This is a genomic window from Paenibacillus sp. W2I17 (assembly GCF_030815985.1).
Lineage (GTDB): Bacteria > Bacillota > Bacilli > Paenibacillales > Paenibacillaceae > Paenibacillus.
In genome coordinates, this window is record NZ_JAUSXM010000001.1 from 519,707 (window position 1) to 546,185 (window position 26,479).

Annotated in this window: 24 protein-coding genes; 19 read left to right on the forward strand and 5 right to left on the reverse strand. The window is 44.5% G+C overall.

Annotated features, from left to right (window positions below):
- The 3 genes from QF041_RS02400 (at position 1) to QF041_RS02410 (ending at position 2,640) form a co-directional block, all read left to right on the forward strand.
- A complete protein-coding gene (locus QF041_RS02400) occupies positions 1 to 768 on the forward strand; it encodes a thiazole synthase (protein ID WP_307416875.1) in 768 nt (255 codons plus the stop codon).
- Positions 725 to 1,816 (forward strand): ThiF family adenylyltransferase, encoded by a 1,092-nt coding sequence (locus tag QF041_RS02405; RefSeq protein ID WP_307411417.1) that lies wholly within the window; start codon positions 725 to 727, stop codon positions 1,814 to 1,816. The genes QF041_RS02400 and QF041_RS02405 overlap by 44 nt, the downstream gene beginning before the upstream one ends.
- A 119-nt stretch (positions 1,817 to 1,935) precedes the next feature.
- Positions 1,936 to 2,640: a response regulator transcription factor gene (locus QF041_RS02410; RefSeq protein ID WP_307411420.1), complete on the forward strand. Its 705-nt coding sequence runs from the start codon at positions 1,936 to 1,938 to the stop codon at positions 2,638 to 2,640.
- A 110-nt stretch (positions 2,641 to 2,750) separates the two neighbouring features.
- Here the strand turns inward: QF041_RS02410 and QF041_RS02415 are convergent, their stop codons facing one another.
- The gene (locus QF041_RS02415) at positions 2,751 to 3,251 is read right to left on the reverse strand and encodes a C40 family peptidase (RefSeq protein ID WP_307411422.1); all 501 of its coding nucleotides are present in this window, start codon (positions 3,249 to 3,251) and stop codon (positions 2,751 to 2,753) included.
- A gap of 296 nt (positions 3,252 to 3,547) precedes the next feature.
- Positions 3,548 to 4,189: a thiamine diphosphokinase gene (locus tag QF041_RS02420; protein WP_307411425.1), complete on the reverse strand. Its 642-nt coding sequence runs from the start codon at positions 4,187 to 4,189 to the stop codon at positions 3,548 to 3,550.
- A gap of 182 nt (positions 4,190 to 4,371) precedes the next feature.
- Here QF041_RS02420 and QF041_RS02425 point away from each other — a divergent pair, with 182 nt between their 5' ends.
- Together QF041_RS02425 and QF041_RS02430 are read left to right on the forward strand one after the other, a co-directional pair.
- Positions 4,372 to 5,073 carry a trimeric intracellular cation channel family protein gene (locus QF041_RS02425; RefSeq protein ID WP_091029371.1) on the forward strand — a complete coding sequence of 234 codons (702 nt, stop codon included), beginning with the start codon at positions 4,372 to 4,374 and terminating at the stop codon, positions 5,071 to 5,073.
- A 1-nt stretch (position 5,074) separates the two neighbouring features.
- Positions 5,075 to 5,545: a low molecular weight protein-tyrosine-phosphatase gene (locus QF041_RS02430; RefSeq protein ID WP_307411431.1), complete on the forward strand. Its 471-nt coding sequence runs from the start codon at positions 5,075 to 5,077 to the stop codon at positions 5,543 to 5,545.
- 165 nt (positions 5,546 to 5,710) lie between these two features.
- Here the strand turns inward: QF041_RS02430 and QF041_RS02435 are convergent, their stop codons facing one another.
- Positions 5,711 to 6,445, reverse strand: a complete 735-nt coding sequence (locus QF041_RS02435) for an alpha/beta hydrolase (protein WP_307411434.1) — start codon at positions 6,443 to 6,445, stop codon at positions 5,711 to 5,713.
- A 256-nt stretch (positions 6,446 to 6,701) separates the two neighbouring features.
- Between QF041_RS02435 and pdhA the strand changes: the two genes are divergently transcribed.
- The 9 genes from pdhA to QF041_RS02480 all read left to right on the forward strand — a co-directional run bounded on the left by pdhA (position 6,702) and on the right by QF041_RS02480 (position 18,857).
- Positions 6,702 to 7,769, forward strand: coding sequence for a pyruvate dehydrogenase (acetyl-transferring) E1 component subunit alpha (gene pdhA, locus QF041_RS02440; protein ID WP_017688072.1), 1,068 nt, complete (start codon positions 6,702 to 6,704; stop codon positions 7,767 to 7,769).
- Between the two features lie 101 nt (positions 7,770 to 7,870).
- Positions 7,871 to 8,848: an alpha-ketoacid dehydrogenase subunit beta gene (locus QF041_RS02445; protein WP_076210115.1), complete on the forward strand. Its 978-nt coding sequence runs from the start codon at positions 7,871 to 7,873 to the stop codon at positions 8,846 to 8,848.
- Between the two features lie 176 nt (positions 8,849 to 9,024).
- Complete coding sequence (locus QF041_RS02450; RefSeq protein WP_091029377.1) at positions 9,025 to 10,347, forward strand: dihydrolipoamide acetyltransferase family protein; 1,323 nt, start codon at positions 9,025 to 9,027, stop codon at positions 10,345 to 10,347.
- A 3-nt stretch (positions 10,348 to 10,350) separates the two neighbouring features.
- Positions 10,351 to 11,766 (forward strand): dihydrolipoyl dehydrogenase, encoded by a 1,416-nt coding sequence (gene lpdA / locus QF041_RS02455; protein ID WP_036613658.1) that lies wholly within the window; start codon positions 10,351 to 10,353, stop codon positions 11,764 to 11,766.
- A 465-nt stretch (positions 11,767 to 12,231) separates the two neighbouring features.
- The gene (gene thyA / locus QF041_RS02460; RefSeq protein WP_036613661.1) at positions 12,232 to 13,026 is read left to right on the forward strand and encodes a thymidylate synthase; all 795 of its coding nucleotides are present in this window, start codon (positions 12,232 to 12,234) and stop codon (positions 13,024 to 13,026) included.
- A gap of 50 nt (positions 13,027 to 13,076) precedes the next feature.
- Positions 13,077 to 13,565 carry a dihydrofolate reductase gene (locus tag QF041_RS02465; RefSeq protein ID WP_036613663.1) on the forward strand — a complete coding sequence of 163 codons (489 nt, stop codon included), beginning with the start codon at positions 13,077 to 13,079 and terminating at the stop codon, positions 13,563 to 13,565.
- Positions 13,566 to 14,181: 616 nt separating this feature from the next.
- On the forward strand, positions 14,182 to 15,669 hold the full coding sequence (locus QF041_RS02470; RefSeq protein ID WP_221821631.1) for a glutamate synthase subunit beta: 1,488 nt from the start codon (positions 14,182 to 14,184) through the stop codon (positions 15,667 to 15,669).
- A 231-nt stretch (positions 15,670 to 15,900) separates the two neighbouring features.
- Positions 15,901 to 16,392: a ferric iron uptake transcriptional regulator gene (fur, locus tag QF041_RS02475; protein WP_036613667.1), complete on the forward strand. Its 492-nt coding sequence runs from the start codon at positions 15,901 to 15,903 to the stop codon at positions 16,390 to 16,392.
- A gap of 125 nt (positions 16,393 to 16,517) precedes the next feature.
- Positions 16,518 to 18,857, forward strand: a complete 2,340-nt coding sequence (locus QF041_RS02480; protein WP_307411443.1) for a type IA DNA topoisomerase — start codon at positions 16,518 to 16,520, stop codon at positions 18,855 to 18,857.
- A 36-nt stretch (positions 18,858 to 18,893) separates the two neighbouring features.
- On the opposite strand, the gene QF041_RS02485 is transcribed toward QF041_RS02480, so the two are convergent.
- Positions 18,894 to 19,658 carry an HAD family hydrolase gene (locus QF041_RS02485; RefSeq protein ID WP_091029388.1) on the reverse strand — a complete coding sequence of 255 codons (765 nt, stop codon included), beginning with the start codon at positions 19,656 to 19,658 and terminating at the stop codon, positions 18,894 to 18,896.
- A 49-nt stretch (positions 19,659 to 19,707) separates the two neighbouring features.
- Positions 19,708 to 20,628 (reverse strand): ArsR/SmtB family transcription factor, encoded by a 921-nt coding sequence (locus QF041_RS02490; protein WP_289389506.1) that lies wholly within the window; start codon positions 20,626 to 20,628, stop codon positions 19,708 to 19,710.
- A 208-nt stretch (positions 20,629 to 20,836) separates the two neighbouring features.
- Between QF041_RS02490 and QF041_RS02495 the strand changes: the two genes are divergently transcribed.
- The 5 genes from QF041_RS02495 (at position 20,837) to QF041_RS02515 (ending at position 26,365) form a co-directional block, all read left to right on the forward strand.
- Positions 20,837 to 22,027 carry an MFS transporter gene (locus QF041_RS02495; RefSeq protein ID WP_307411451.1) on the forward strand — a complete coding sequence of 397 codons (1,191 nt, stop codon included), beginning with the start codon at positions 20,837 to 20,839 and terminating at the stop codon, positions 22,025 to 22,027.
- An 83-nt stretch (positions 22,028 to 22,110) separates the two neighbouring features.
- The gene (locus QF041_RS02500) at positions 22,111 to 22,836 is read left to right on the forward strand and encodes a phosphonate ABC transporter ATP-binding protein (protein ID WP_036613671.1); all 726 of its coding nucleotides are present in this window, start codon (positions 22,111 to 22,113) and stop codon (positions 22,834 to 22,836) included.
- Positions 22,837 to 22,858: 22 nt separating this feature from the next.
- Positions 22,859 to 24,178: a hypothetical protein gene (locus QF041_RS02505; protein ID WP_143781232.1), complete on the forward strand. Its 1,320-nt coding sequence runs from the start codon at positions 22,859 to 22,861 to the stop codon at positions 24,176 to 24,178.
- A complete protein-coding gene (locus QF041_RS02510; RefSeq protein WP_017688086.1) occupies positions 24,171 to 24,869 on the forward strand; it encodes a response regulator transcription factor in 699 nt (232 codons plus the stop codon). Before QF041_RS02505 ends, QF041_RS02510 begins: the two co-directional genes overlap by 8 nt.
- Positions 24,866 to 26,365 (forward strand): sensor histidine kinase, encoded by a 1,500-nt coding sequence (locus QF041_RS02515; RefSeq protein WP_307411455.1) that lies wholly within the window; start codon positions 24,866 to 24,868, stop codon positions 26,363 to 26,365. Before QF041_RS02510 ends, QF041_RS02515 begins: the two co-directional genes overlap by 4 nt.
- Positions 26,366 to 26,479 lie beyond the last annotated feature (114 nt).

A 26,479-nucleotide genomic window follows, 5' to 3' on the forward strand; every position in this document is an offset into this window, starting at 1 on the left:
ATGTTGAACATTGGTAAATATACGTTTGAGTCCAGATTGTTGCTCGGAACAGGCAAGTTTACGGATCTGGAAGTGCAAAGTCAGGCTGTGGAAGCATCTGAAACGGAAGTTTTAACCTTTGCTGTTCGTCGTCTGAATCTGGAGGAACGTAATCAGAAGCATTTCCTGGATACGTTGGATTTGGACAAATACACACTTCTTCCGAATACGGCGGGGGCTTCCACTGCGGAAGAGGCGGTGCGGATTGCCGAGCTTTCACGGGCTTCAGGACTTTGTGATATGATAAAAGTCGAAGTCATTGGAGATGGAATGACGTTGCTCCCAGATCCGATTGAAACGTACAAGGCTTGCGAAATTTTGCTTGAAAAGGGCTTCACAGTATTGCCTTATATTTCAGATGATGTCATTCTGGCCAAAAGGCTACAATTGCTTGGCGTACATGCTGTAATGCCTGGCGCTTCTCCCATCGGAGCTGGCAGAGGCATCATCAATCCCTATAACCTTGAGATCATCATTGAGCAGGCTGTTGTACCTGTAATTGTGGATGCAGGATTACGCTCCCCAAAAGATGCTGCTTATGCGATGGAACTTGGTGCCGATGGCGTGTTGTTAAATACAGCCGTATCCGGATCAGGGGATCCAGTGAGCATGGCTAAAGCGATGCGATTGGGGGTAGAAGCGGGTAGATTGGCATATGAGGCAGGCATGATTCCCGTAAAGCGTTATGCAGCAGCCAGTAGTCCGGTGGAAGGAATGGTTCATACATGACAGATCAATTAACATCCTCAGACAACAGGCCGATCGTTATTCCAGACAGGAACGTTACGCGCCACTTGGCAAGGAAGGCCAGGCCAGATTAAAGGGCAGCAGAGTTTTAATTGTAGGCGCTGGTGCACTCGGAACAGGAATTGCAGAAACGTTAGTTCGTTCAGGAGTCGGACACTTAACAATTGTGGATCGTGATTATGTGGAGTGGAGTAACCTGCAGCGACAGCAATTATATGTAGAACAGGACGCGCTTGAGCGGATGCCGAAGGCGATGGCAGCGGAAAAACGTTTATCTGCCATTAATTCCACGGTTCATGTGGAAGGGAAAGTGTTGGACGTCAGAGTAGATGAGTTGGAAGAACTCGTTCAGCATACAGACTTGATCATGGATGCAACGGATAATTTTGATACCCGACTACTTATTAACGATATCGCACAGAAACACCGTATTCCCTGGATTTATGGTGGATGCGTAGGTAGTTACGGCATCACTTATACGTTTATGCCTGGAGAAACGCCATGTTTAAATTGTTTGCTGGGTGAAGTTCCTCTGGGTGGAGATACCTGTGATACGTCTGGCATCATACCTCAAGCGGTACAGATGGTAACGGCAAATCAGACAGCAGAAGCGATGAAGTTACTTAGCGGCAATGCAAATGCATTGAGACGTAAGTTATTGTCATTTGACGTGTGGAGGAACGAATACATATCCATCAATGTGGATGGTGCGAAAAAGCAAGACTGTCCTTCCTGTGGTACTTCGGCAACGTATCCATATCTTTCTGCGTCCAATCTGGAGAAAACCGATGTGTTGTGTGGCAGGGACACCGTTCAGATCCGGCCTGCACGGCTTATGAATCTGGATCTTCAACATACGGCGGAACGTCTGGATAGACTTCAAGAAGGAAAAGTGGAATCCAATCCGTTTCTGGTTTCTTTTACAACAGGAGTCCATAGAATGGTCATTTTCCAAGATGGACGTGTCCTTGTACACGGAACAAAAGACACAGCTGAAGCACGTACGCTCGTTCATCGCTACTTTGGTTAAAGCAAGAAAGAAACAAAGTCTGTTCCCTTGAGGGAATGGACTTTTTCATTTTACGGCATGCTATCTGTACCAACCATTGCTGCGAGCAGTGGGGATAGAGACAGGCCGGGTGAAAAAGAGTGAAAACAGCCATTTTGCTGATTGGAGCAGGAGAGCAGGTCAGCCTTATTCAGGATGTTTTATGTAGCGAAGGGTATGAGGTGAAACGAATGGAGTGGTCCGAACTAAACCAATCCGTCGAGCCTTCGTTGCTGCATATTAACCTAATCATCCTGGTAGACCGGGAAGAGGGGAAGAAGAATTGTGGTCAGGATCGAAAATTAGAGTTAAAACGATGGATAGATAAAGGTCAGGTTATACCTCTACTGGTTATTACTTCAAATGCATCTCCTCAGTTCATCGTGGAATGGCTGGATTACGGAGCTAATGACGTGATGGAGGAACCTATCCACTTGACCGTGATGCTTGCCAGAATACGAAATTTATTGCGTGTTTTTGCGAATGCAACACCAGAGGGTGAGGAAGTAATTGTAGTTCATGATCTTAAAGTAAATTTGCGTTCAAGACGGGTAAATCGTGCGGGTGAATACCTGACATTAACGCCAAAAGAGTACGAATTGCTGGAATTCTTGGCCCTGCATGTGAATGAAGCATGTACCCGGAGTGATATTTTGCGGGAAGTATGGGGATATGAGTATGCGATGGATACCAACGTTGTGGATGTGTATATCAAACATCTGAGGGTTAAGGTGGATAAGGGAAGAAGTGTGAAACTGATTCATACTGTGCGTGGGATCGGTTATATGCTGCATGATAAAAATTAGATTACGAAGTTAGTTCCAAGAATCACCAGTTTAGAGTGTGGCAAAAAGAGGGTAAAAATAAAAGACCGGATAGTAACCTCCGGTCCTTACTGATTAGCTATGATGTGATTCTAAAGTACACGACGAGCTTTAACATACGTTCTCTTCCAAGTACCAGAGTCCAGATTAGAGAGGGTTACGCCTGGAGATCCATACGTATGCAGAATCTTACCATTTCCCGCATAAACGCCTACATGAGTGACATTGGAACCGGTAGAACGGCTACCACTGGAGAAGAATACCAGATCTCCAACACGCAGATTAGCTTTAGACACAGCTTTACCTTCTTTGGATTGTTTCACGGAAGTGCGCGGCAAATCTACACCATACTTTTTGAAAATATATTTCATAAAAGAAGAGCAGTCAAAAACCTTGGTTGTTGAAGTTGAAGCACCAAATTTATATGGAGTTCCAGTGAATTTTTTGCCATAATTAACAATTTGTTGACCTGTGGATACAGAAGCAGTTGCTGCCTGTGCAACAGGTGCGTTAGTCATTAGTACAGCTCCAAAACCTAGTGTAGCGCACAACCCGACGGTTACGGCCTTTTGGACAAAGATGTTTGTTTTCATGTTAGTTAGTACCTCCAAAATTCGTTTTCGTTAAGTTGCTAGAGCGAGTATAACAGCTTTGTAACAGCCTAGAAATTGGATAGGGGAGAGTAATCCCTTGCGCCACAATGGTTTGGGTATGTTTATTAAAATATGATTAAAAATGTCAAAAAATTAATCATTGACGGATGAAGAATAATAATGAAACAACAAAGACCCTTGAATATCAAGGGTCTTTATTATGTGTGAACCTATTTTCTTAACGAAATCACTGGTTACAAAAACGTAATAAATAACTATGAAGCATACGCATAGATTCAATCTTTGCTCTGAATAATCAGTAATAAGCCACTATCAATAGTGACTGTACCGGAGGAGCCTAAAAGCTTGTTGCTTACACCCAAGGATTGTCCCATGCGAATGGTGGCTTGATCTAGCGGATACATAAAACCATCTAGAGTTATTCCTGCAACTTCATGAGTCAAGGGCAGCAGAGAAACATATTTATAGTCACGGTGCTCAACCACAGCTTTGGATGTGGTCAGTGTCATGTAGTTGTGTTTGTCCTGAATGGCACAGGAGATATGATGTTGCATCGCGCGAACCATGATATGTACATTAGCGAGAGTGTGATCCATACGTGTACCTGTAGCACCTAACATTAAGATGTGAGAAGGTTCGTAATCTAGCGCTGTCTCAAAAGCCATTTCTGTATCAGTAAGATCCTTATGAACAGGGTCACATGTAATGAACCGAATGCTATTGTTGCTTACAATGATACGTTCCTCTTCAGTAATGGAGTCGAAGTCTCCAACTGCAATGTGAGGCTGGATGCCGTGTTCAATTAAAAATAATGCACCGCGATCGGCCGCGATGATCATATCATCTTCTCGTATTTCCTGAAGTAATTCTACAGATAAGTTTCCGCCTGTAAAAATAATAATCCGTTTCGCCGTCATTTTATTTCATCCTTCCTAATTCAGAGAAAAATAGTTCATAGTCCAAATATAATGTTGGAACCTGTACAAATATATTCACCAAACCAGTATAATCCACAAAATGTGGTTGCACAATTTAAGTGCTCGCGGATACAATGGGTAGAGCGACATGGAGATGACTTGAAAAGTGAGGTTTGAACAGGTTGGACTTACACATTTTTGAAGTATTCAGCATTATAGGCACTATCGCATTTGCAATGTCCGGCGCTTTCGTGGCAATGGAAGAGGAGTATGACATTCTGGGTGTACTAGTGCTTGGACTTGTCACGGCATTCGGAGGCGGGATTATCCGGAATGTACTTATAGGTATACCTGTAACGACACTGTGGAGTCAGGGATCACTTATTATGTTAGCCTTAGTATCTGTAGCGATTGCGTTTATATTACCTCTCAAGTGGATTAGTCACTGGAAGCGAACAGAGGCGTTGTTTGATGCAATCGGACTCGCAGCATTTGCAATTCAAGGGGCGCTATACGCGGCGAACATGGGACATCCTATTAGCGCAGTTATCGTTGCAGCAGTTATGACCGGTATTGGTGGAGGCGTTATTCGTGATGTACTTGCTGGACGTAAACCGCTTGTATTGCGTGACGAAATTTATGCTGTATGGGCAATGACAGCCGGTTTTGTCATAGGCATGGGTTGGTTAACAACGAATGCCGGATTATTATTTTGTTTCGCGGCCGTTGTGTTCTTCCGGATGTGTTCTGTACATTATAAATGGAAACTGCCACGTCGTTCGTTGGTGCCATCTGAGACCGGGAACGTCACTCCTCAGCCGGAGAGCATTGTGACACAGCCAACATCATCGGTACTTCAAGGTACGTTAAGCAAGGGGGATTAATATGATTAATGTTTTGTTTGTATGTCTGGGCAATATATGTAGATCACCAATGGCCGAAGCCGTTTTGCGTCACAAAGTCCTGGAGATGGGGCTTGAACACCAGATTCGTGTGGACTCAGCGGGTACAGGGGACTGGCATGTTGGTAAACCTCCGCATGAAGGGACTCGAAAATTGCTGGATTCGTACCAGATTTCTTATGCCAACATGGCAGCGAGACAATTCGCCAGCGAAGACTTTACTCAATTTGATTACATTGTGTGTATGGACAATTCTAATGCAGATAATGTGCGCAACATTCCAGGCGGAGCTGAGGCGAACATCATCAAGTTCATGGACATGCTTCCCGAAGAAAAACTCAGAGAAGTACCTGACCCATATTACACAGGCAATTTTGAAGAGGTGTACGAGCTGGTTAACGCAGGCTGCGATGTTCTGTTGAGTAAGATTAAAGCGGAACATTCCTTAGCCTAGTAAATAAACATGATCTGATATGTAACTTGTAATCGGACAAAGAAGCAGGAGTAGGGTAATTAAGCAAGCAGGATATCCTGCTTCTTTTTCAGATTACAATTGTAAGCGGTATCATTAAAATGAAAAACAATAGCGGCATTTCAGCCGCCTGTTAATGTGGTCCTTTTATCTTTCCTGGAGAAAATAAAGTAATGCTTCGGGCAATTCCTTCTGCCAAAAACCCCATTGGTGTTTTCCATCTTTCTCCTGGTAGGAGACGAGGGCACCACGTTTTTCCAGCAGTTCTCGAGTATCCCGGTTTAATTGAACAAAATCATACGTACCTGTGTCTGCCTCGAAATCAGTCTCCTGCAAACCAACAATCATCCAGATCGAGAGCCAAGACAGATCTTCAGCTGCGGCATAGATTTCCTGTGAAGCAGAGTAGAAGGCGCCAGACATGCTGATCACACGTGTGAACAGATCCGGATATAACAGAGCGAGATGAAGCGAAACACTGCCACCGAGCGAGTCTCCGGCAAGAATGCGTTCCTGCGGAGATGGACGCACAGGATATTTCTCTTCTATATAGGGAATAATCTCTTCAGCGAAGCAAGCGGTATATGCCTTGAACCGATCTCCAAATGGAGCATATTCCTTCGTTCTCACAGACACATCGACCTGAACCCCTACAATAATGAAAGGTTCGGCTCCTTCGTCCAGAATAATTTGGTTAGCTGTTGTAGCAATTCGTCCGAAATTAAAAAATTCTTCGCCATCCTGACAATAAACGACAGGGTAGCTAAGCAATTCGTTATAGCCCGGAGGAAGGTAAATACGGAGCGTTCGCTTCTCTCCGAGATAGCGACTTTCAATCTCTTCCTTCACAATCGTGCGTTTCAAATAGCGGGAATCCGTCATAAAACGTCACCTTTCTCGGTTAATTTTTTGCATTCGACCGCGCAATACGGTAAGATTACCCTTGTGCGGGGTTAGGTCAAACACGCAATCATGTATTATGCTGTTATACCAATATTAATCCCCTGTTATACATACAATCCGGCAGGAAACATAAAAAAATTACGGATTTCTTTGACGTATGGAGTGAAACAGGTGTATAATAATATTATAACAGCGGAACTTGATATTCAAATTTTTTGTTGAGGTGAAGAAAAAAATGAGCAAGGTTCCTTATGAAGTGTATACAGAGGATGTAGAAGCTCTGTCCGTGCTGTCTCCTGACGGCGAAATTGTTAACAAAGACATGATGCCTACACTTTCCGATGATCAATTAAAAGAAATTATGTACCGCATGGTATTTACCCGTACTTGGGATGACCGTGCAGTAAACCTGGGCCGTCAAGGTCGTCTTGGTTTCTATGCTCCAGTATCTGGTCAAGAAGCTACAATGGTTGGTAGTGAATTTGCAATTGAAAAAGAAGACTTTGTATGTCCTGGCTATCGTGACATTCCGCAACTCGTATGGCATGGACTTCCTCTTTATCAAGCATTCTTGTACTCCCGTGGACACCAACATGGTGGACAGATTCCAGATGGCGTTAATGTATTGATGCCACAAATCATCATTGGTGCACAAATTCTGCATGCAATGGGTATCGCTATGGGTTACAAATTGAAGAAACAAAAACAAGTTGTTATCACGTACACAGGTGATGGCGGTTCTTCTGAAGGTGACTTCTATGAAGGTCTGAACTACGCTGGTGTATACAAACTGCCTGTTATCTTCTTCGTACAAAACAATGGTTATGCCATTACAACTCCTTTTGCTAAACAAACAGCAGCTCTGTCCATCGCTCACAAAGCGGTTGCAGCAGGTATCAAAGGTGTTAAAGTTGACGGTATGGACATCTTCGCTGTTATCAAAGCTGTTCAGGAAGCTGCTGAGCGCGGACGTAACGGAGAAGGCGCAACATTGATCGAAGCAGTAACATACCGTTTCCGTCCTCACTCCCTTTCGGATGATGCTTCCAAGTATCGTACAAAAGAAGAAGAGGCAGAATGGTCTGCTAAAGATCCTATCGCACGTTTCGCTAAATATCTGGAGAAAAAAGGTCTTTGGACTGAAGAAGATACAGCACGTGTGAAAGAAGAAGCAAAAGCTAAAGTAAATGAAGAGATCAAAAAAGCGGAAAAAACCGAGAAAATGACGATTTCAGGCTTGATCGACAGCATGTTCGAACAAACGCCTAAGCACTTGGAAGAGCAAAAAGCTGATTTCCAATAAGTTTTTTCCGATAAAGCATAAACATCCGTGACTTTAATGTCCCGGTATACATGTACGAATTCAAATGTGAACTGTCAATGTTTAAGGAGGAAATGAAGCAAATGGCACAAATGAACATGAAAGAAGCAATCCGTGATGCGCTTCGCGTGGAGTTGAAACGTGATCCTAACGTTCTGCTTTTCGGTGAAGACGTAGGTAATGTAGGCGGCGTTTTCCGTGTAACGGAAGGTCTGCAAAAAGAGTTTGGCGAAGAGCGTGTATTTGATACACCACTGGCTGAGTCCGCTATTGGTGGTCTGGCTGTAGGTCTGGGTGTACAAGGCTTCCGTCCGGTTGCTGAGATCCAATTCGTTGGTTTTATCTTCGAAGCCCTTGACCAAATGGTAGTGCAAGCTGCTCGTATGCGTTTCCGCTCCGGTGGAAAATACAATTCTCCAATCGTATTCCGTACACCATTCGGTGGCGGCGTAAAAGCGGCAGAATTGCATACAGATTCCCTGGAAGGTCTGCTCACGCAAACACCAGGTATCAAAGTCGTTGTTCCTTCTAACCCTTACGATGCAAAAGGTCTGATGATCGCTTCTATTCGCGATAACGATCCTGTATTCTTCATGGAGCACTTGAACTTGTACCATGCTTTCCGTGCTGAAGTGCCTGAAGAAGATTATGTTGTTGAGTTGGGTAAAGCGAACGTTGTTCGTGAAGGTTCTGATGTAACAATCATTACTTACGGTATGATGGTTCACACTTCTGTGAAAGCAGCAGATGAACTCGAAAAACAAGGAATCAAAGTTGAAGTTATCGACCTTCGTACGGTTAGCCCGATCGACATCGATACTATCGTTGCTTCCGTTAAGAAAACAAACCGTGCAATTGTTGTACAGGAAGCTCAAAAGAGCGCAGGTGTTGCAGCTGAAGTCATTGCCCAAATCAATGAAAAAGCAATCCTGCACTTGGAAGCACCGGTTCTGCGTGTAGCTGGCCCGGACACTGTATATCCATTTGCACAAATCGAAGATACATGGCTGCCTAACCCGGCGCGTATCGTTGCTGCGGTTAACAAAGTCGTAAATTTCTAATTTAATCATCTGACATGCCGCAAGGCGCAGTATGGTGATTCACACCGCAGCGCAAGCTGCACTGTAAACAGCCATTAGCCCCTTGAGTAACAGTTATTTGCATTAGCAGTAACAGTTGTTTCTTGGAGTTAAGGGTTGTTTTCAGGATTGAGCACATAATCAAGGAGGTTTTTCAGTTGGCTAAATTTGAATATAAATTCCCTGAATTGGGCGAAGGCCTGCACGAAGGCGAAATCATCAAGATGCACATCAAAGTCGGTGACAAAGTAACTGACGACGACATCATCATGGAAGTACAGAACGACAAAGCGGTTGTAGAAGTACCTTGTCCGGTTAACGGAACAGTTACAGAAGTATTCGCTAAAGACGGTCAAGTCTGCCACGTTGGTGAAGTTGTAGCGATCATCGATGCAGAAGGCGAACTCCCTGAGCAAGACGACGCTCCTGCTGGCGATCAAGGCGAGCAAGAGAAAGATGCAGCTCAAGGCGGAGCTGACACAAGTGGTTCTTCTGCAGCAGCTTCCAGCTCGGATGCAGCTAAAGAAGGCGGCAACAACAGCGTTCCGGCAGTACCTGCCAAAGACGTTCTGGCAACACCAAGCGTGCGTAAATTTGCTCGCGAACAAGGTGTAGACATCGCTCAGGTTAACGGCACTGGCAACAACGGTAAAGTAACCAAAGAAGATGTTGAATCCTTCAAAAACGGTGGCGGTTCTTCCGCAGCGGCATCTTCCGAAGCTCCGGCTCAAGAAGAGAAAAAATCCGCAGCACCAGCAGCGGCTGCAGCTGATCAATACCTTGAAGAAGAGCGCGTACCATTCAAAGGTATCCGTAAAGCGATCTCTAACGCAATGGTTAAATCTGCTTACACAGCACCTCACGTTACAATCATGGACGAAGTGGACGTAACTGAATTGGTTGCTTTCCGTACTCGCATGAAACCAATTGCAGAGAAAAAAGGAACAAAAGTTACTTATCTGCCATTCATCGTTAAAGCACTGGTTGCGGCTTCCCGCCAATTCCCGGCTCTGAACGCTATGATTGATGAAGAAGCTAACGAAATTGTTTACAAAAAATACTACAACATCGGTATCGCTACAGATACAGACAACGGTTTGATCGTTCCTGTTATCAAAGATGCTGATCGTAAATCCATCTGGATGATTGCTGATTCTATCCGTGATCTGGCTGCTCGTGGTCGTGAGGGCAAATTGAGCGCGAATGAAATGAGAGGAAGCACAATCTCCATCAGTAACATCGGTTCTGCTGGCGGTATGTTCTTCACACCAATCATCAACTTCCCTGAAGTTGCTATTCTCGGAACAGGACGCATCAGCGAAAAAGCAGTGATCAAAAACGGCGAAGTAGTTGCAGCACCTGTAATGGCTCTTTCCCTGAGCTTTGACCACCGTATCATCGATGGCGCAACAGCACAAAACTTTATGAATTACATTAAACAGCTGCTCGCTAACCCTGAGCTGCTTGTTATGGAGGTGTAAGATATGGTAGTAGGCGACGCTTCTCTCAATATCGACACATTAGTAATTGGTGCGGGTCCTGGCGGCTATGTAGCTGCCATCCGCGCTGCTCAACTGGGCCAAAGCGTATTGATCGTAGACAAATCCGAACTGGGCGGTGTTTGTTTGAACCGTGGATGTATTCCATCCAAAGCCCTGATCTCTGCTGCACACCAATATGAGTCTGCACTTCACGGTGAAGCTTTTGGTATCTCTGCTGAGAACGTAAAAGTGGACTTCAGCAAAACTCAAGAGTTCAAAAACGGCGTTGTTAAGAAAATGACTGGCGGCGTAGCAGGTTTGCTCAAAGGCAACAAAGTTGAAGTTTTCAACGGTGAGTGCATGTTCATCAACGAAAACGAAGCTCGTGTATTCAATGACCACGAGTCTCCACGTTACAAATTTAAAAATGCAATTATTGCAACAGGTTCCCGTCCAATCGAACTGAAACCTTTCCCGTTTGGCGGACGCATTCTGTCTTCGACAGAAGCTCTGAACTTGCCTGAAGTACCAAAAAGCATGATCGTTATCGGTGGCGGATATATCGGTGCTGAGCTTGGTCAAATGTACTCCAAATTCGGTGCAAAAGTAACAATCATCGAAGGTTTGGATACAGTACTGCCAGGTTTCGATAAAGACATGACTAGCCTGGTGGCTAAAAACATGAAGAAAACAGGCATCGAAATCGTAACGGGTGCAAAAGCTGAAAGTGCTGAGCAAACGGATAAAGATGTAACTGTTAAGTACTCTGTAAATGGTGAGTCCAAAGAAGTAACTGCAGATTACCTGCTGGTAACTGTTGGACGTCGTCCAAACACAGATGGAGAACTTGGTCTCGACATGATTGGTGTTGACGTTGACGAGCGTGGATTTGTCAAAGTTGACCACCAAGGTCGTACCAGCATTCCTCACATCTTTGCTATCGGTGACATCGTATCTGGCTTGGCTCTGGCACACAAAGCTTCTTATGAAGGTAAAGTGGCTGCTGAAGCAATCGCAGGACAACCATCTGTAGTTGACTACAAATGTATGCCAGCTGTTGTGTTTACAGATCCAGAGTGTTCCAGCGTAGGTTACACTGAAAAAGAAGCAAAAGAAAAAGGTTACAAAGTAAAAGCAGGCAAGTTCCCTTATGCGGGTAACGGCCGTGCTGTATCTTTGAACCACGCTGAAGGCTTCGTGAAAATCGTAGCTGACGAAGAAAGCGGCCTTGTATTGGGTTGCCAAATCGTAGGTCTGGAAGCTTCCAACCTGATTGCTGAGCTTGGTTTGGCAATTGAGATGGGCGCTACTTTGGAAGATCTGGCTCTCACAATTCACGCTCACCCAACTTTGGGCGAAATCGTGATGGAAGCTGCGGAATTGGTTATGGGTCACCCGATCCACATCATCTCCCGTTAAGATCATCTAAGCTTCGGATCCGTCCGGCATTATACGTAAATCAGAAGAGACGAGTGACGCTAACGCGTTATTCGTCTCTTTTTTCTGAGCAAGAGCCGAGAAATTTAAGATACTCGTGTATGTATATGATGAAAAGTTACACGCTTATAAGTTTCAGTGAATTGATTTTATCCAACAACTTAATTGTGGTACACTGTAGTAATGATCAGTTATGATGTGGCTCCAAGCCAATCACGGTCTATGTATTTAGTATTTAAGTTAAATTAATCTTTTACACGAGAACGTAGAGGACAGAAAGAACCTGAAGAAGCGGAGTGTTCGCCTTTATCCCCGGATTTTACCTTTGGAAAAGGAAATCAAAAAAATCTGGGGATAACAGCGATCGGAAGGTTGTTCTGTCATCGCAGTGGTAAGTGTAAATATTCTTTGGTTTAGTATGAAATAAAAGTGCGAGGGGATATCAACATGAAAAACTATCTCGATTTATTGCAGGATATTCTGAACAACGGCGTGCATAAAGGAGACCGTACAGGAACAGGAACACAATCTGTATTCGGCAGACAGCTCCGTTATGATCTCTCCGAAGGATTTCCGCTGGTAACAACCAAACGAATTCATCTCAAATCGGTTATTCATGAACTGTTGTGGTTTTTGAGTGGCGATACCAATATATCTTATCTAAAAGAAAATGGTGTGAAGATCTGGGACGACTGGGCAGATGAAAATGGGGATCTCGGTCCGGTATACGGCTCGCAGTGGCGTACATGGGAAGCTCCAAACGGAGAAAAGATTGATCAGATCGCCGCAGTCATTGATTCGATTAAAAATAATCCGGATTCACGTCGTCACCTTGTCAGCGCATGGAATGTGGCTGAGATCAATAATATGAAGCTTCCGCCTTGTCATTTTGCGTTTCAGTTTTACGTTGCAGAGGGTAAATTATCATGTATGCTTACGATGCGTTCCGTGGATACGTTCCTCGGATTGCCGTTTAACATCGCGAGTTATGCGCTTTTGACTCATATGATCGCCCAGCAATGTGATCTTGAGGTGGGTGATTTCATCTGGTCTGGAGGGGATGTTCACATCTACTCTAACCATGTTGATCAGGTTAAAACTCAGCTGGAGCGTGAACCTTATGCTTTACCTAAGCTGGTAATCAAGCGTAAGCCGGATTCTATTTTTGATTATAAGTTTGAAGATTTCGAGTTTGAGAACTACCAGCATCATCCGGGCATTAAAGCTCCAATTGCAGTCTAATTATGTGTTCAATCTCGATAAGAGACTTGGATTGAAGGAGTGTATTACCCTTGAGTATTGAATTGGTATGGGCAATGGGGGAAAACGGTGTGATCGGATTGAATAATTCGATTCCATGGCGGTTACCCAAAGATATGGCCTTTTTCAAACAACGTACGCTGAACAAAACAATTATCATGGGACGTAACACATGGGAATCTTTTGGTGGTAAGCCGCTTCCTCAGCGCCGTAATATCGTAGTGACAAGAGATCTGAACTACAAGGTGGAACAGGCTGAAATCGTACATACGATTGAGGAGGGTCTGAGTGTAACCAAAGGTGAGGAACTGTGCGTAATTGGGGGTTCCCAAGTGTATCGTGAGTTCCTGCCACTTGCAGATCGTCTTGTGGTGACCAAAATTCATGAGAATTTTGAGGGAGATACGTTTTTCCCTGAAGTGGATTGGTCCGAATGGGAACTGATTGAACAGATTGAAGGCGAACAGGATGAAAAAAATGTTCATGCGTATACATTCGAATTTTACGAACGTAAACGGTAAATATGGCATAAGAAATTCCTGACTTCGGTCGTATTTGTATGATGAGAGGCGCTGATTGCGAAATATTCGTGAACAGCGTCTTTTCTTTATAAAAAAAATGAGTCACTTGTTTAAATTGGAATACATATAACATTAATATAACATGATTAATTGGTATTTATGTATAATATACATATGACCAAGTATTAAACAGTAAAAAAGTGTAAAATTTTTGAGGTTTTAACGTTGTGAAGCCCTAAAACGAGTCTGATATTCGGAATTGAGAACGATTTATAGCAAAATATGTTGGATTTTATGACAAATTATCTGACATTCACTTAACGTTTCGACCTTTTATTTCTTTAACACACACCAGATTTCGCAGTTCAAAACCACATTTAACACCAAAATAAGGGTATTGACCATGGGTAGACTTGAAAGATATGATGTATAAAATACAAATAATTATGCGGATAATCCATTTAATATTCAGCACAGTAAATGCTACTATAATTGAAATATCTTCGAGAAGATTTTGTGATACAATAGACAAAAACTCAAGTAATGAGTAATCCATTTCATATAGAACCATGCACATGAAGGGATTAAGACAAGAACGGATGGGGGAAAACGTAAGATGTCTACACCTACTGGATTTATGGAATACAAACGTCAACTGCCAGCAGATCGTGAGCCAGCGGAGCGGATCAAGGATTGGGAAGAGTTTCATAAACACATGGCTGAAGAAGAGCTCAGAACACAAGGTGCACGATGCATGGATTGTGGTACCCCGTATTGCCATACAGGTATAGATATGATTGGCGGCACGTCAGGTTGCCCCGTGCATAACCTGATTCCGGAATGGAATAATCTTGTATATCGCGGACTGTGGAGAGAAGCACTAGAGCGCCTTCACAAAACGAATAATTTCCCGGAGTTTACAGGTCGCGTCTGTCCAGCTCCTTGCGAAGGATCATGTACAGTTGGCTTAATTGGTCAGCCTGTAACCATCAAAACGATTGAAGAAGCAATTATTGAAAAAGGTTTCGAAGAAGGATGGGTTGTTCCCCAACCTCCTGAAAAACGTACGGGTAAACGTGTAGCTGTTGTAGGTTCAGGTCCAGCGGGATTAGCTACTGCGGCTCAGTTGAATAAAGCAGGACACTCGGTAACGGTATATGAGCGTTCGGACCGTGTCGGCGGATTGCTGATGTACGGTATCCCAACGATGAAATTGGATAAAAACGTAGTTCAACGTCGTGTTGATCTGCTCGAAGCAGAAGGCATTCAATTCATTACGAACACCGAGATTGGTAAAGATATCGCAGCACAACAACTAGTGGATGAATATGACGCTGTTGTATTGTGCGGTGGTGCAACGAAGCCGCGTGAATTCAATATTGAAGGCAGCGACTTGAAAGGCGTTCATTACGCGATGGATTTCCTGAATGGCAGTATTAAGAGTTATCTGGACTCCAACCTGGAAGATGGTCAATATCTGTCCGCTAAAGATAAAGATATTATCGTCATTGGTGGCGGTGATACAGGATCTGACTGTGTAGCTACATCGCTGCGTCATGGTTGTCGTACGATCACTCAATTCGGTACGCATACACAAGCGCCTATGGAGCGTGATCGCATTAACAATCCTTGGCCGCAATTCCCGAACGTATACACACTTGATTATGCGCAAGAGGAAGCCAAAGCGTTGTTTGGTCAAGATCCGCGTGAGTTCTCCATCATGACAACAAAATTTGTTGGAGACGATGAGGGGAACCTCAAAGAATTGCATACAGTACAGATCGAGCGTATTGTGGATGAGACTGGTCGCAAGATTTATCAGCCGATTCCAGGTACGGAGCGTGTATTCCCGGCTCAGATGGCCATGATTGCCATTGGTTTTGATGGACCGGAACAAACGTTGGTAGAGCAACTGGGACTTGCAACAGATCGTCGCACAAACGTTAAGGCACGTTATGGCAAATACAACACCAATGTGGATAAAGTATTTGCAGCAGGAGACATGCGTCGTGGTCAAAGCTTGGTTGTATGGGCAATTAATGAAGGCCGTGAGGCTGCTCGTGAAGTGGACAAATACTTGATGGGTGCTTCGGTTCTGGTGTAAAAGTATAGAACAAGATATCAATGACAACCTTCGCGATCAGCGAGGGTTGTTTGCTGTTATTTTAACCAATTTGACTACATATTTCATGTAAGTGTGAGCAATATCATTGCTTTTTAAGTGATAAAGATTTATTATTATATTATAATGATTATAAATAAGGATTACCTGAAACCATGAATCCCTACGATAAAAGTAAATTTCAATGAATATAAATCGGAGGTGCGACCTGCTATGGCAAGTAACCGGGACAAGTCCATTTCAGAACAGATCTTTCACATTAAAAATCAATTGGTTGAAAAAGGATATAAGTTAACACAACAACGGGAAGTTACTGTACGTGTATTGCTTGAACATGAAAAGGATCATTTTAGCGCAGAGGAAGTATTTCTCCTGGTTAAGGAGCAGTTCCCTGAGATTGGATTGGCTACCGTATACCGCACTCTCGAACTGTTGAGTGACCTTCAGGTCGTTGAAAAGATTAACTTTGGTGACGGGGCTGCGCGCTTTGATCTGCGAAGTACAGACGGTTCCCATCACCACCATCATTTGATCTGTACAGAATGTGGTAAAGTGGAAGAGATTATGGAAGATGGTCTGCTTCGTTTGGAACAACAAATCGAGCGTCAGTATGGCTTTGCTGTTACGGATCATCGTCTGGATTTCCAGGGTGTATGCAAAGAGTGCAGACAAAAACATGTATTAAAGGAACAGGCAGCAGGATAATTCATTTCGGGAAGGTGCTCCCGAATCCAAAATCTGATATAATGAGTTTCAGAAGCAAGGGGCTTCCGTCGGCGGAATGCCCCTTTTTGCCGTCATGCGGACGGTGAAGGAGGAGAGATGGACGGATGAAGACACTGGTTATAGCGGAAAAACCCGACATGGGTCGAACCATTGCCGCCGTCATAGAACCAAAGGCCAAGAACAATCGCACGTATCTGGAAGGTGAACATTACATCATCACTTGGGCGATTGGGCATTTGCTTGGACTGGCCGAACCGGATGCCTATGATACAAAGTACAAACGCTGGAATATAGCGGACCTGCCGATCATACCCGATCAGTTCAAGATTGTACCCAATCCGAGAACAAAAGATCAGCTCAAAATGATTGGAGAACTGGCAAAACGGGCTTCAGCGATCGTTAATGCTTGCGATGCAGGGAGAGAAGGTCAGTACATCTTCGCCCTCATACAACAGCAATTGAAGCTGCGTCAGCCTGTAAAGCGTTTATGGATATCGGATTTGACGGCAGAGAGCATTAGACGTGGTTTTGATGGTCTGAAGGATGCCTCGGAATTTGAAAATTTGACCCATGCTGCTCGCGCAAGAAGTGAAGCCGATTGGCTGATCGGCATGAATGCCTCACGAGCGTTTACAACCCGCCATAATGCATTGTTGTCTGTAGGCCGTGTTCAGACGCCGGTACTCGCGCTAATCTACGATCGGGAAATAGAGATTGAAGCGTTCCAATCACAGACCTTTTATGAAGTAGCCGCCTGGTTTCGGCAGGAAGGTGTCGAGTACCGGGGACTGCGTCAGGGAGATAAGTTGACCGATGCGGAGGCAGCAGAGACCATTGCAGCCAGTGTGAAGGGCAAGACAGGGCAGATTACCAAATACGAAGCAAAGCAGACGAAGGAGTATCCGTATCGTTTGTATGATCTGACCCTTTTACAGCGTGAAGCCAATGCCAAGTTCGGATATGGTGCCAAAAAAACACTGGATATCGCACAGGCCTTGTATGAAAAACACAAGGTGATTTCGTATCCGCGGACAAACTCCAACTATGTTACAGAACAGAATATTGAAGGTATGCACAAAACACTAAACCTGCTTAAAAATGGTACCTATAGTGAGCTTGCGCAAGGGGCCAAGCCAGAGCTTGTTCATAAGAATAATAAAGGGGTATGTAATCCGAGCAGGGTTGAAGATCACCATGCAATTTTGCCTACATTAAAGCGACCAGGTACCTTATCCAAGGACGAACAGAACATCTATGATTTGATTGTCAGACGTTTCTTGTCTCACTTTTATCCTCCGGCGGAGTATAAGCAACATACCGTGCTCACCGAAGTGGAGAAACATCAGTTTAAGACATCTGTCAAAGAGCTGTTGTCCCTCGGATGGAAAGTGGTTCTCGGTTCTGGAGATCAGGAACAGGGCGGTGCAGGCAAGAAAAAGACCAAGAAAAACAACAATGAGGAAGAGGAAGCTGAAGAGTGGACGGACAAGGCTTTTGCTGTACAACCCGAATTGCCTGTTCAATGTACGAAGAGTGAGTTCAAGGAGAAGGCGACCCAGCCTCCCAAAAGTTATACCGAGGGAACATTGCTGAAAGCGATGGAGAGTGCAGGCAAGCAGATCGAGAATGAAGAGCTGCGAGATGCGATGAAAGATAGTGGTCTGGGTACTCCGGCTACACGTGCGGCTACAATTGAACGCCTCAAAAACGTGGGTTACATTACACTGCAAGGGAAGAAAATGCAGTTAACGCTCAAAGGCAGAACAGCTATTGAGTTGATTCGCCGTGCGGGTGTAGATCTGTTAACTTCACCTGAGATGACCGGGCAATGGGAAAGAAGATTATATCAGATTTCCAAAGGTGAGGCGGGTCAGGACAAGTTCATGGAGAACGTTAAGAAATTCACCTTGTCCATCATTGAGAAAGTGCGTGTACAAGCCCCGGCACCAGCAGATGCTTTTGGGGAAGATTCGCGTGGAGGTAGGGGAAAAGGCAAGGGAGCAAGAACCCAGGCCGGCAATACAAGGACACCTGCCAAGACAGCTAGTAGCGGTTCAACTGTAAAAACGTCCCGTCAGACTTCGACATCTTCATCGAGAGCCGGCAGTGGGAAAAGTGCGGCCACCAAGGCGCCGTCTTCTAGTGCGAGTCCATCCGGAGTAAGAGAGTTACTGGCACCTTGTCCTTCTCCCGGCTGCACGGGTCAGATTATAGAGGGCAAGAAGGGTTATGGATGCTCACGTTTCAAGGAAGGCTGCTCGTTTGTAGTTTGGAAAGAGTATGCGGGAAAAAAAATCACCAGTACGATGTTAAAATCGCTGATTGAGAAGGGCAGTACACAAGTACTGTCTTTCAAAAGGAAAGACGGAAGTACGGTGAAAGCACGTATTATTTTGCAGGACGTGGTAACAGGCAAGTTATCTGGTGAGAAGCAGGATGCGTGATCTATGTTAACATGTTAACATAAAGCAAAAGGACCCTTAACCAAGGGTCCTTTTTTGTTGCTGCTGTTGTATATTTTCGTGTATGACTTTTGGTACCTCTTCCAGTGCAGTGATGGTATACATCGATGTTTCCGGATTAGGTTGAAGTTCTACGATGTTGTATTGCCATTCATTCGGTTGTTTGATATATATGCTGTGAATTCCGGCTTTTACAGCCGGCATAATATCTGTTCGCAGTGAGTTACCGATCATCCATGTTGCACGACGATCAAACGGACCGTTAGACAGAATGCCTTCCAGTGCCTCGACGTTTTTGTGTTGTCGGATATAGATCCGATCATCAAAATAAGCCGAGAGTTTCATCTGATCAATCTTGCGCTGCTGAATCACGGTTTCGCCGCCGGTATATAAGTAGAGGGAATGTCCAGCACCTTTGAGGTTCTCAAGCGTTTCAACCATATGAGGGTAGGGTTCAACCTCCTGATCGTACACACTCATGCCCAACTTGCTCAGATAGGACTCTTCTCTGGGAGAAGTTAATCTGTTGAACTTTCCGGAGAAGTAACGATAGGTATCAATCAGGGATTGCGGGAAATGATGACTTGCAAAACCAAGCTTGTTCACTCCGGTTACATCGATCTCCAGCTGTTTTTCCCGAATCTCTTGTGTTGTCAGAGAATGTCCATCAAACCACTCTTGCATATTCTCAAAGAATTCTCCCAAAATCAGGTTGAAGTACTTGTTGCAATATACGAGTGTATCATCAAGGTCAAACAAAATATGTTGTTTCATTATTTTCATGATCTAACTCACTCCTTGTAGCCAGTAACTCCACAATGGTTCAACTAAATTAAATGCGAATGTAGGATTCCAGGAACATATTCAATTCAGATACGCCATCCGGCCGAATACTGTATTTCTCTTTGCGGTTACTTCCGAGCAGATGGGTCCGTAGCAGACCTGCGATGCGCAGCGCCATCACCTGGTCTTTGACCGTGTCTTCGTCTTTACCCAATTCTTCACACATCTCAGCGAGGGATTTGGGTTCATCCGATACGTAACGAAGCAGGCGAAGTCTTTCGGGATCAGCCAGTGCATGGGTAAAACGTAAAAGGCATGTTGGCGGCTGGTCTTCGTTCTCTTCAGGTGCATCTACGGGATACTGCATAATCATCATCCCCTCATAGAAGCAGTACATATTAATAGGGCGATTGTGCACCGTTGGAAACAGAATAACTTCGTTCAATCCAGGCATCGGTTCAACAAGAACGCCTGCCGTAGCATATTCAATAAGCAGTTCAGGGCCCATTTTATCAAGCAAAATGCGTTTTTCTTCGGCATCTTCTTCCAGCCACACACGCTGATCTTCGCTCATATTCTGACAGTAGTGTTCATCCCATAGTCGCAATAATGGGACATAACTGTTCCGAATGCGCGTAGATTCTTCTATTGTAAGAGCGGGCAGAAGAGGAGACACACGTGCAAACAGGTCTTCCGCTGTCATTCCGGCAAGCATGTCCAGAAATTCACGATTTTCCTTCGTATCATTTTGATACGCAGCCCATGCAAACAGGACATCAAAATCATCAAAAGGCCAAGTGGCAGCAGGTGCGAGCGCAGCTCGTACATTGGAACTTAGTTTGCCTTCCACTTCCAGAATCCATTCAGGACCTATATCCAGATGCTGAATCCATTTTTTCGTAACATAAACCAGAAAGCTGTTGAGCATTTCATATATCGGTGAAACATCAATTTTAACATGATAAGCCATATTGTTGCAGAATCCTCCCGTCACATCTAAGTGTACGCAGCGACTTAAGTACTATTATGGCTTGTTTTGCAGGGCGTTGTCCACTATAATGTTCAAGTCCGGGGCAAAGCCCCGATCTTTGAATAGCAGTTTAAAACCATATGTATAACATACAAAAGTCGTCAGCGATGGCGATTTTTCTTTGTGTGCTCGCAGGAGGAATGAATTCGTGTCATCGATTACTCGTCCCAAACTATCACACTCGACAGCCAACTATCTCATTTTGATTACGGTTATTGTGGTGGCGGGAATAAGTCAGGGGCTTTTGCTGCCTGTGCTTTCGATTTTTTTGGAGCAAAAAGGGGTTTCACCAGGTTTAAACGGATTAAACGCCGCCGCGTTGTACATTGGCTCTTTTGCCATGACTCTAGTTGCGGAACGACTATTAGGAGCACTCGGGTTCAAAAAACTGATTGGGGGTGGCCTGATATTGGTCATGGTCCCATTAATATTATTTCCGTATTTACCAGATATTAAAATATGGTTCATCTTGCGCCTGATCGTTGGAATAGGAGACAGCGCACTTCATTATGCGGCCCAGCTCTGGGTACTGCTTGTCACTGCACCTGAAAAACGTGGACGCTACATATCACTCTATGGCATGTCCTACGGTCTGGGATTCAGTATTGGTCCGCTGGGAATTAAGCTGCTTGGCTTCGGTGATGCTGTCCCTTTCTGGGTTTTGTTCATCTGTATAGCAGTAGTGCTTATACTGGTATTAATGAAGCTTCCGAATACGAAGCCGGAAAAAGCAGAGCATGGCCAGCTCCCTGAACGGCGCTTCCGTCGTAGTCTGGCATGGGCTTGGTACGCACTGTTACCTGCTCTTTTATACGGATATATGGAGGCTGGCATGAATAGTAACTTCCCCGTGTATGGCCTGCGTATTGGGTTCGACACCGATCAGATTTCGTCGTTGCTTCCCTTTATCGGGATTGGAGGTTTGTTCCTTCAATTGCCTCTCGGAATGTTGAGTGACCGATATGGGCGGAAGAAGATATTGATGTTTGCGGGTATCAGCGGGGGAATCATCTTCATGCTGGTTCCAGTCGCGGGTACGCATTTCTGGTGGACGCTTGTATTGTTAACAATCGCAGGTGGCCTGGTCGGTTCCTTTTTCTCACTGGGCCTGGCCTATGCCGCAGACATTTTGCCTAAAGTGTTGCTGCCTGCAGCCAACGTTGTGGCATCCTTTCATTTCACGATTGGAAGTATTATTGGACCGAATCTGGGTGGTCAGATGATCAACTGGATTTCACCCGGAAGCATGTTCACCTTGCTCGGAATCATGTACCTTCTTTTCGGCGTGGCAGGTATATTATTTCGTCGTAAACCTGAGTTCGAATCTGTGTTAAAATAGAAGCTGGTGTTCGCATGGAAATTGATGTCCATTTCCGAGTACACTAGTGGTAGGGAAAAACATGGACAAGAGGAGACATCGCGATGATCAGAGTAGAGAACTTGAGTAAATCCGTTGGCGTGGACCGCGTTCCCGTTCTACGGGATATTCGTTTTGATATGCAACAGGGTGAAATGATAGCTGTAGTTGGCTCAAGCGGTAGCGGTAAGAGCATGTTGCTTAAATGTTTGGCCATGATGGAAAAATGGGATTCCGGGCGGTTTACGGTGGACGGTGCCGAGATTTTGAAAGAAGGCTGGTCCGGAAAACGGAAAATCAAACGGGAATGGGCATACTTGGAACAGAATCCAGAACTATTTCCCAGACGTACGGCTCTTAAAAATGTGTTAATCGGACGATCGGGTCAGACTCCTGTATGGAGAATGGTAACCGGTATGGTTCGTTCCGATGATTATATGGGTGCTATGGATTATCTCGAAGGATTGGGATTACTTGATAAAGCACATCAAATAGCAGAGAAGCTCAGTGGTGGCGAGAAGCAACGTGTTGCTATTGCAAGAGCACTTGCTCATGGTGCCAAAGTGGTTTTGGCCGATGAACCAGTGATTGGTCTTGACCCTCACACAGCAGATTCAGTGCTGGAAACGCTGCGCAAATTATGTGAAGAAGAACGTGCAACAGTCATTGCAGTACTGCCTATTGAACTTGCTGAGAAACATGCCACACGGATCTGGGGATTGGCAGAAGGCAAGATTGCTTTTGATATTCGTGGACGAAGACTCACACAGCAAGAAAAAAACCAGATTTAAACTATTGAAAAGAGTGATGAGATTGTTTAATTCACGGTGGGGACGCTTTGTAGCAGCAGGAACTATGGCGATTATGCTTGGTTCTGTTCTAAGCGGATGCACAGTCATAAGTGACCCCAAGGGTTTGATGAGAAAACCAATGATGTCCACCGATAAGGAGAAATTGTACAACGTGGTTCAGGTTAAACTGCCGCCAGAGAGCACGTTGATTCGTCCCAAGGATATGAATAATACCAGCATGATTCGGGTGGAAGACCTGAACGGGGATGGAACACGGGAAGCGATTGTTTTTTATGAGACACCAAATGAGAATGTGCGAATCCATGGCATGATTTTGGAAGAGCAGGGAGGCACATGGGTTAAAAAACTTACATTTGATGTGCCGGGAAATGAGTTGCAATCCTTTAAAGTATTGGATATTACGAATGACGGAAATCCGGATATTATTCTTGGTGTAAGTCTGCAGGAGCAGAAGGCCCTGACTGCATATTCCTACAAGGGCGGGGCACTGGAGCAGGTCTTGGGTGGAGTTCCGTATAATCAATATATCATTGATGATGCGCAGGGGAACACGCTGGATTTGAGCGGAGATGGTAAAAGTGATTTTGTTATCATTTCGCTGAACAACAGCGGTTTTGCAACGATTGCGTTATATCAGTACGAAGATGGCAGCTTCAAGGAAGTTGATCGGGTGCAGACCGATTATACCGTTAAAGAAGTTTATAATGCTCTGGGCGGAGAGATCGCCAAAGGACAGATGGGCATTGTACTGGATGCCGAGCTGGATGATCGGAGTTCCTTCTCGCAAATTATGTATGTTAAAGATAACAAGTTAGTCAATGCTTTCAAATCACCGGATCAAACGTATAGAGATGACAAAATTTTAAGCGGTGATGTTGATAATGATGGTATTATTGAGTTTGGGCTCAAAGAGACTCCAAAAGGTTGGGAGCATTACGTATTTGACTCTCGGTTGTGGTTTTATACTTATTATCAGTGGGATGGTAAAGACAGCAAGAAATTTGTCTCATTCCAATTCCGGGATGATGCTGATTTATTTCACCTAAACCTCAAGCCAGAGTGGTACGGTAAGATCACTATTGATACCAAATCGGAAAAGGAAAAATATATTCGATTTAAAATGATTGATACGGACGAAACCGTAGCAGAGATCAAATATTTCACCCTTTCCAAGTGGGAACAGGAGAAGGGTAAAAGCTGGAAGGAAATTACGCGTACCAAAGATCGAGTTATTGCTTCACGAGTAGCACAATCAGAGGCGGGTAAAGATGCACTGAGCAATACTTCTCAGCTGAATAGAAAGGGAGAACTTAATGAGTAAAGTACTTATTCTTGAGGATGAAGAATCCATCCGCAGTTTTATAGTGATTAATTTAAAGAGAAACGGATTCGAAGTGCTTGAAGCGGGTGACGGTCATGAAGCGCTTCGCATACTGCAGACAGTACCAGATATTGATCTGGCTCTGCTGGATGTCATGGTACCAGGTATTGATGGATTCGAGGTGTGTCGACGGATCCGTGAAACCAATGAACGTCTGGGCATCATCTTTTTGACCGCGAAAGTTCAGGAACAGGATAAAGTGTACGCACTCTCCGTTGGTGCAGATGATCACGTCAGCAAGCCTTTCAGCCCAACAGAGTTGATTGCACGTATTCAGTCATTGTTACGCCGCGTGAACGTGCATCGGGAAACTGCGGCAAAGGTTACGTTCCAGTCCGGGCCATTTTCACTGGACCTGATCTCGAAGCAATTCAAAAAACAGAATGAAGCGATTGAGTTGACTCCAACGGAGTTTTCCTTGATTCAGTTTTTTCTGGAAAAAGAAAATACACCGCTCAGCCGCGATGTATTGTTAGATCACGTATGGGGAAAAGAGTACATGGGTGATCCCAAAATTGTGGATGTCAACATTCGTCGTCTGCGTCAGAAAATTGAGAACAATCCTTCCGAGCCCGAATACCTGCAGACAGTATGGGGTCACGGGTACAAATGGAAGGGCCGGGAGCAATGATTAAAAAAGGCATTACTCGGCAGATCGTACTACATTATTTCTTTGTAGTTTTTCTCGCTCTGCTGTTGGTCGAATTCGTATTTATGTTGGCAGTTCAAAGGTATTATTATGAGAGTATCTACAATACGATTAGTACCCACATTTCTAATTCAAAGGACTTTTTCGAGCCAATCGCTCGTGAGAATACTACGGAGGATGCCAATAATCTGTCTAGACTCCTTGTGAACTTGGCATTGTCCAATACTGAATTGGAAATTTTGGATCTGAACGGGCGCGTATTGGCGAGTTCGACTGCTTTTGAATCTGACCGTGCTGTGCTGCAAACCAGTGATATTATGCAGGCTCTGAATGGGGATATGGGACGCTGGATTGGAAGACAACCAGGTACTGGAGAATCCGTCATGGCCGTTTCACACAAGTTTGATCTGGGCGGCGAAAATACTTATGTTATTCGATATCTGACATCACTTGAAGATGTGAATTCAAAGCTGTTGAATATGGGACTACTCGCCGCTGCCGTTGGTGTTGGCGTGCTTGCTATAGTGTTGATCATTAGTATTGGTATGGCAAATTCCATTGTACGTCCAATTAACAACATCACCGCAGTATCTGCCCAAATGGCTAGAGGACGGCTGGATGTCAGGGTTAAGGGGAATTATAAGCACGAACTGGGCGAATTGGCATCAACACTTAACTTCATGGCACATGAAATCGTGCGCAGTAATCAGATCAAGGATGATTTTATCTCCTCGATCTCACATGAATTAAGAACACCTTTGACCAGTATCAAAGGCTGGAGCGAGACACTGGATTCAGGCGGTTATGATCCGGAAGAAACTCGTATCGGTATGGGTATTATCTCCAAGGAAACCGAACGACTGATTGGACTTGTTGAAGAGATGCTGGATTTCTCCAAATTGCAGCAGAATCAAATGAAGCTGGTCAAAGGAACCGTCAACATTCGTGAAATTGTACAGGAAACGATGTTGAATGTTTGGGCCAAAGCGGAACAAAAACAGGTCCATCTCAAGTTGGAAACGGACGAGACTCGTGCTTATAATGTCCATGGAGACGGTAACAGACTGAAACAAGTCTTCCTGAATGTTGTGGATAATGCGATCAAATTTTCACATGAGAATTCCTGGATCTTCTTGTCGGTCAAAGAGGAGAATGGTCAGATCATTGCAGCTGTTCAGGACACCGGTATCGGAATTAGTGAAGAACACCTAATCAAAGTACGGGACCGTTTCTTCCAGGTGAATCATCAAAATGGGGGAACGGGACTGGGTCTTGCGATTACGCAAGAACTGGTAGAACTGCATGAGGGAACGATCACGATGCAAAGTGAACTCGGATCTGGGACAACCGTTACGGTTACGTTACCGGCTGTGGCTGAGGAGATGGGTCCAGAAGAATCTGTAACACAATCTGGTGTTACGGCAGTCCCTGAAGAACGAGCAGCAAGCGATACAAAATCGGATATAGAAAAGTCTTAAGGTTTTAAAAGATAAGAGATTTTTCTACCTGATGATCGAGCATGTACGCTTTATAACTTCCATATCAACACCAAAAAAAGGCGAGCCATCTGAGGCTCGCCTTTTTCATATTAT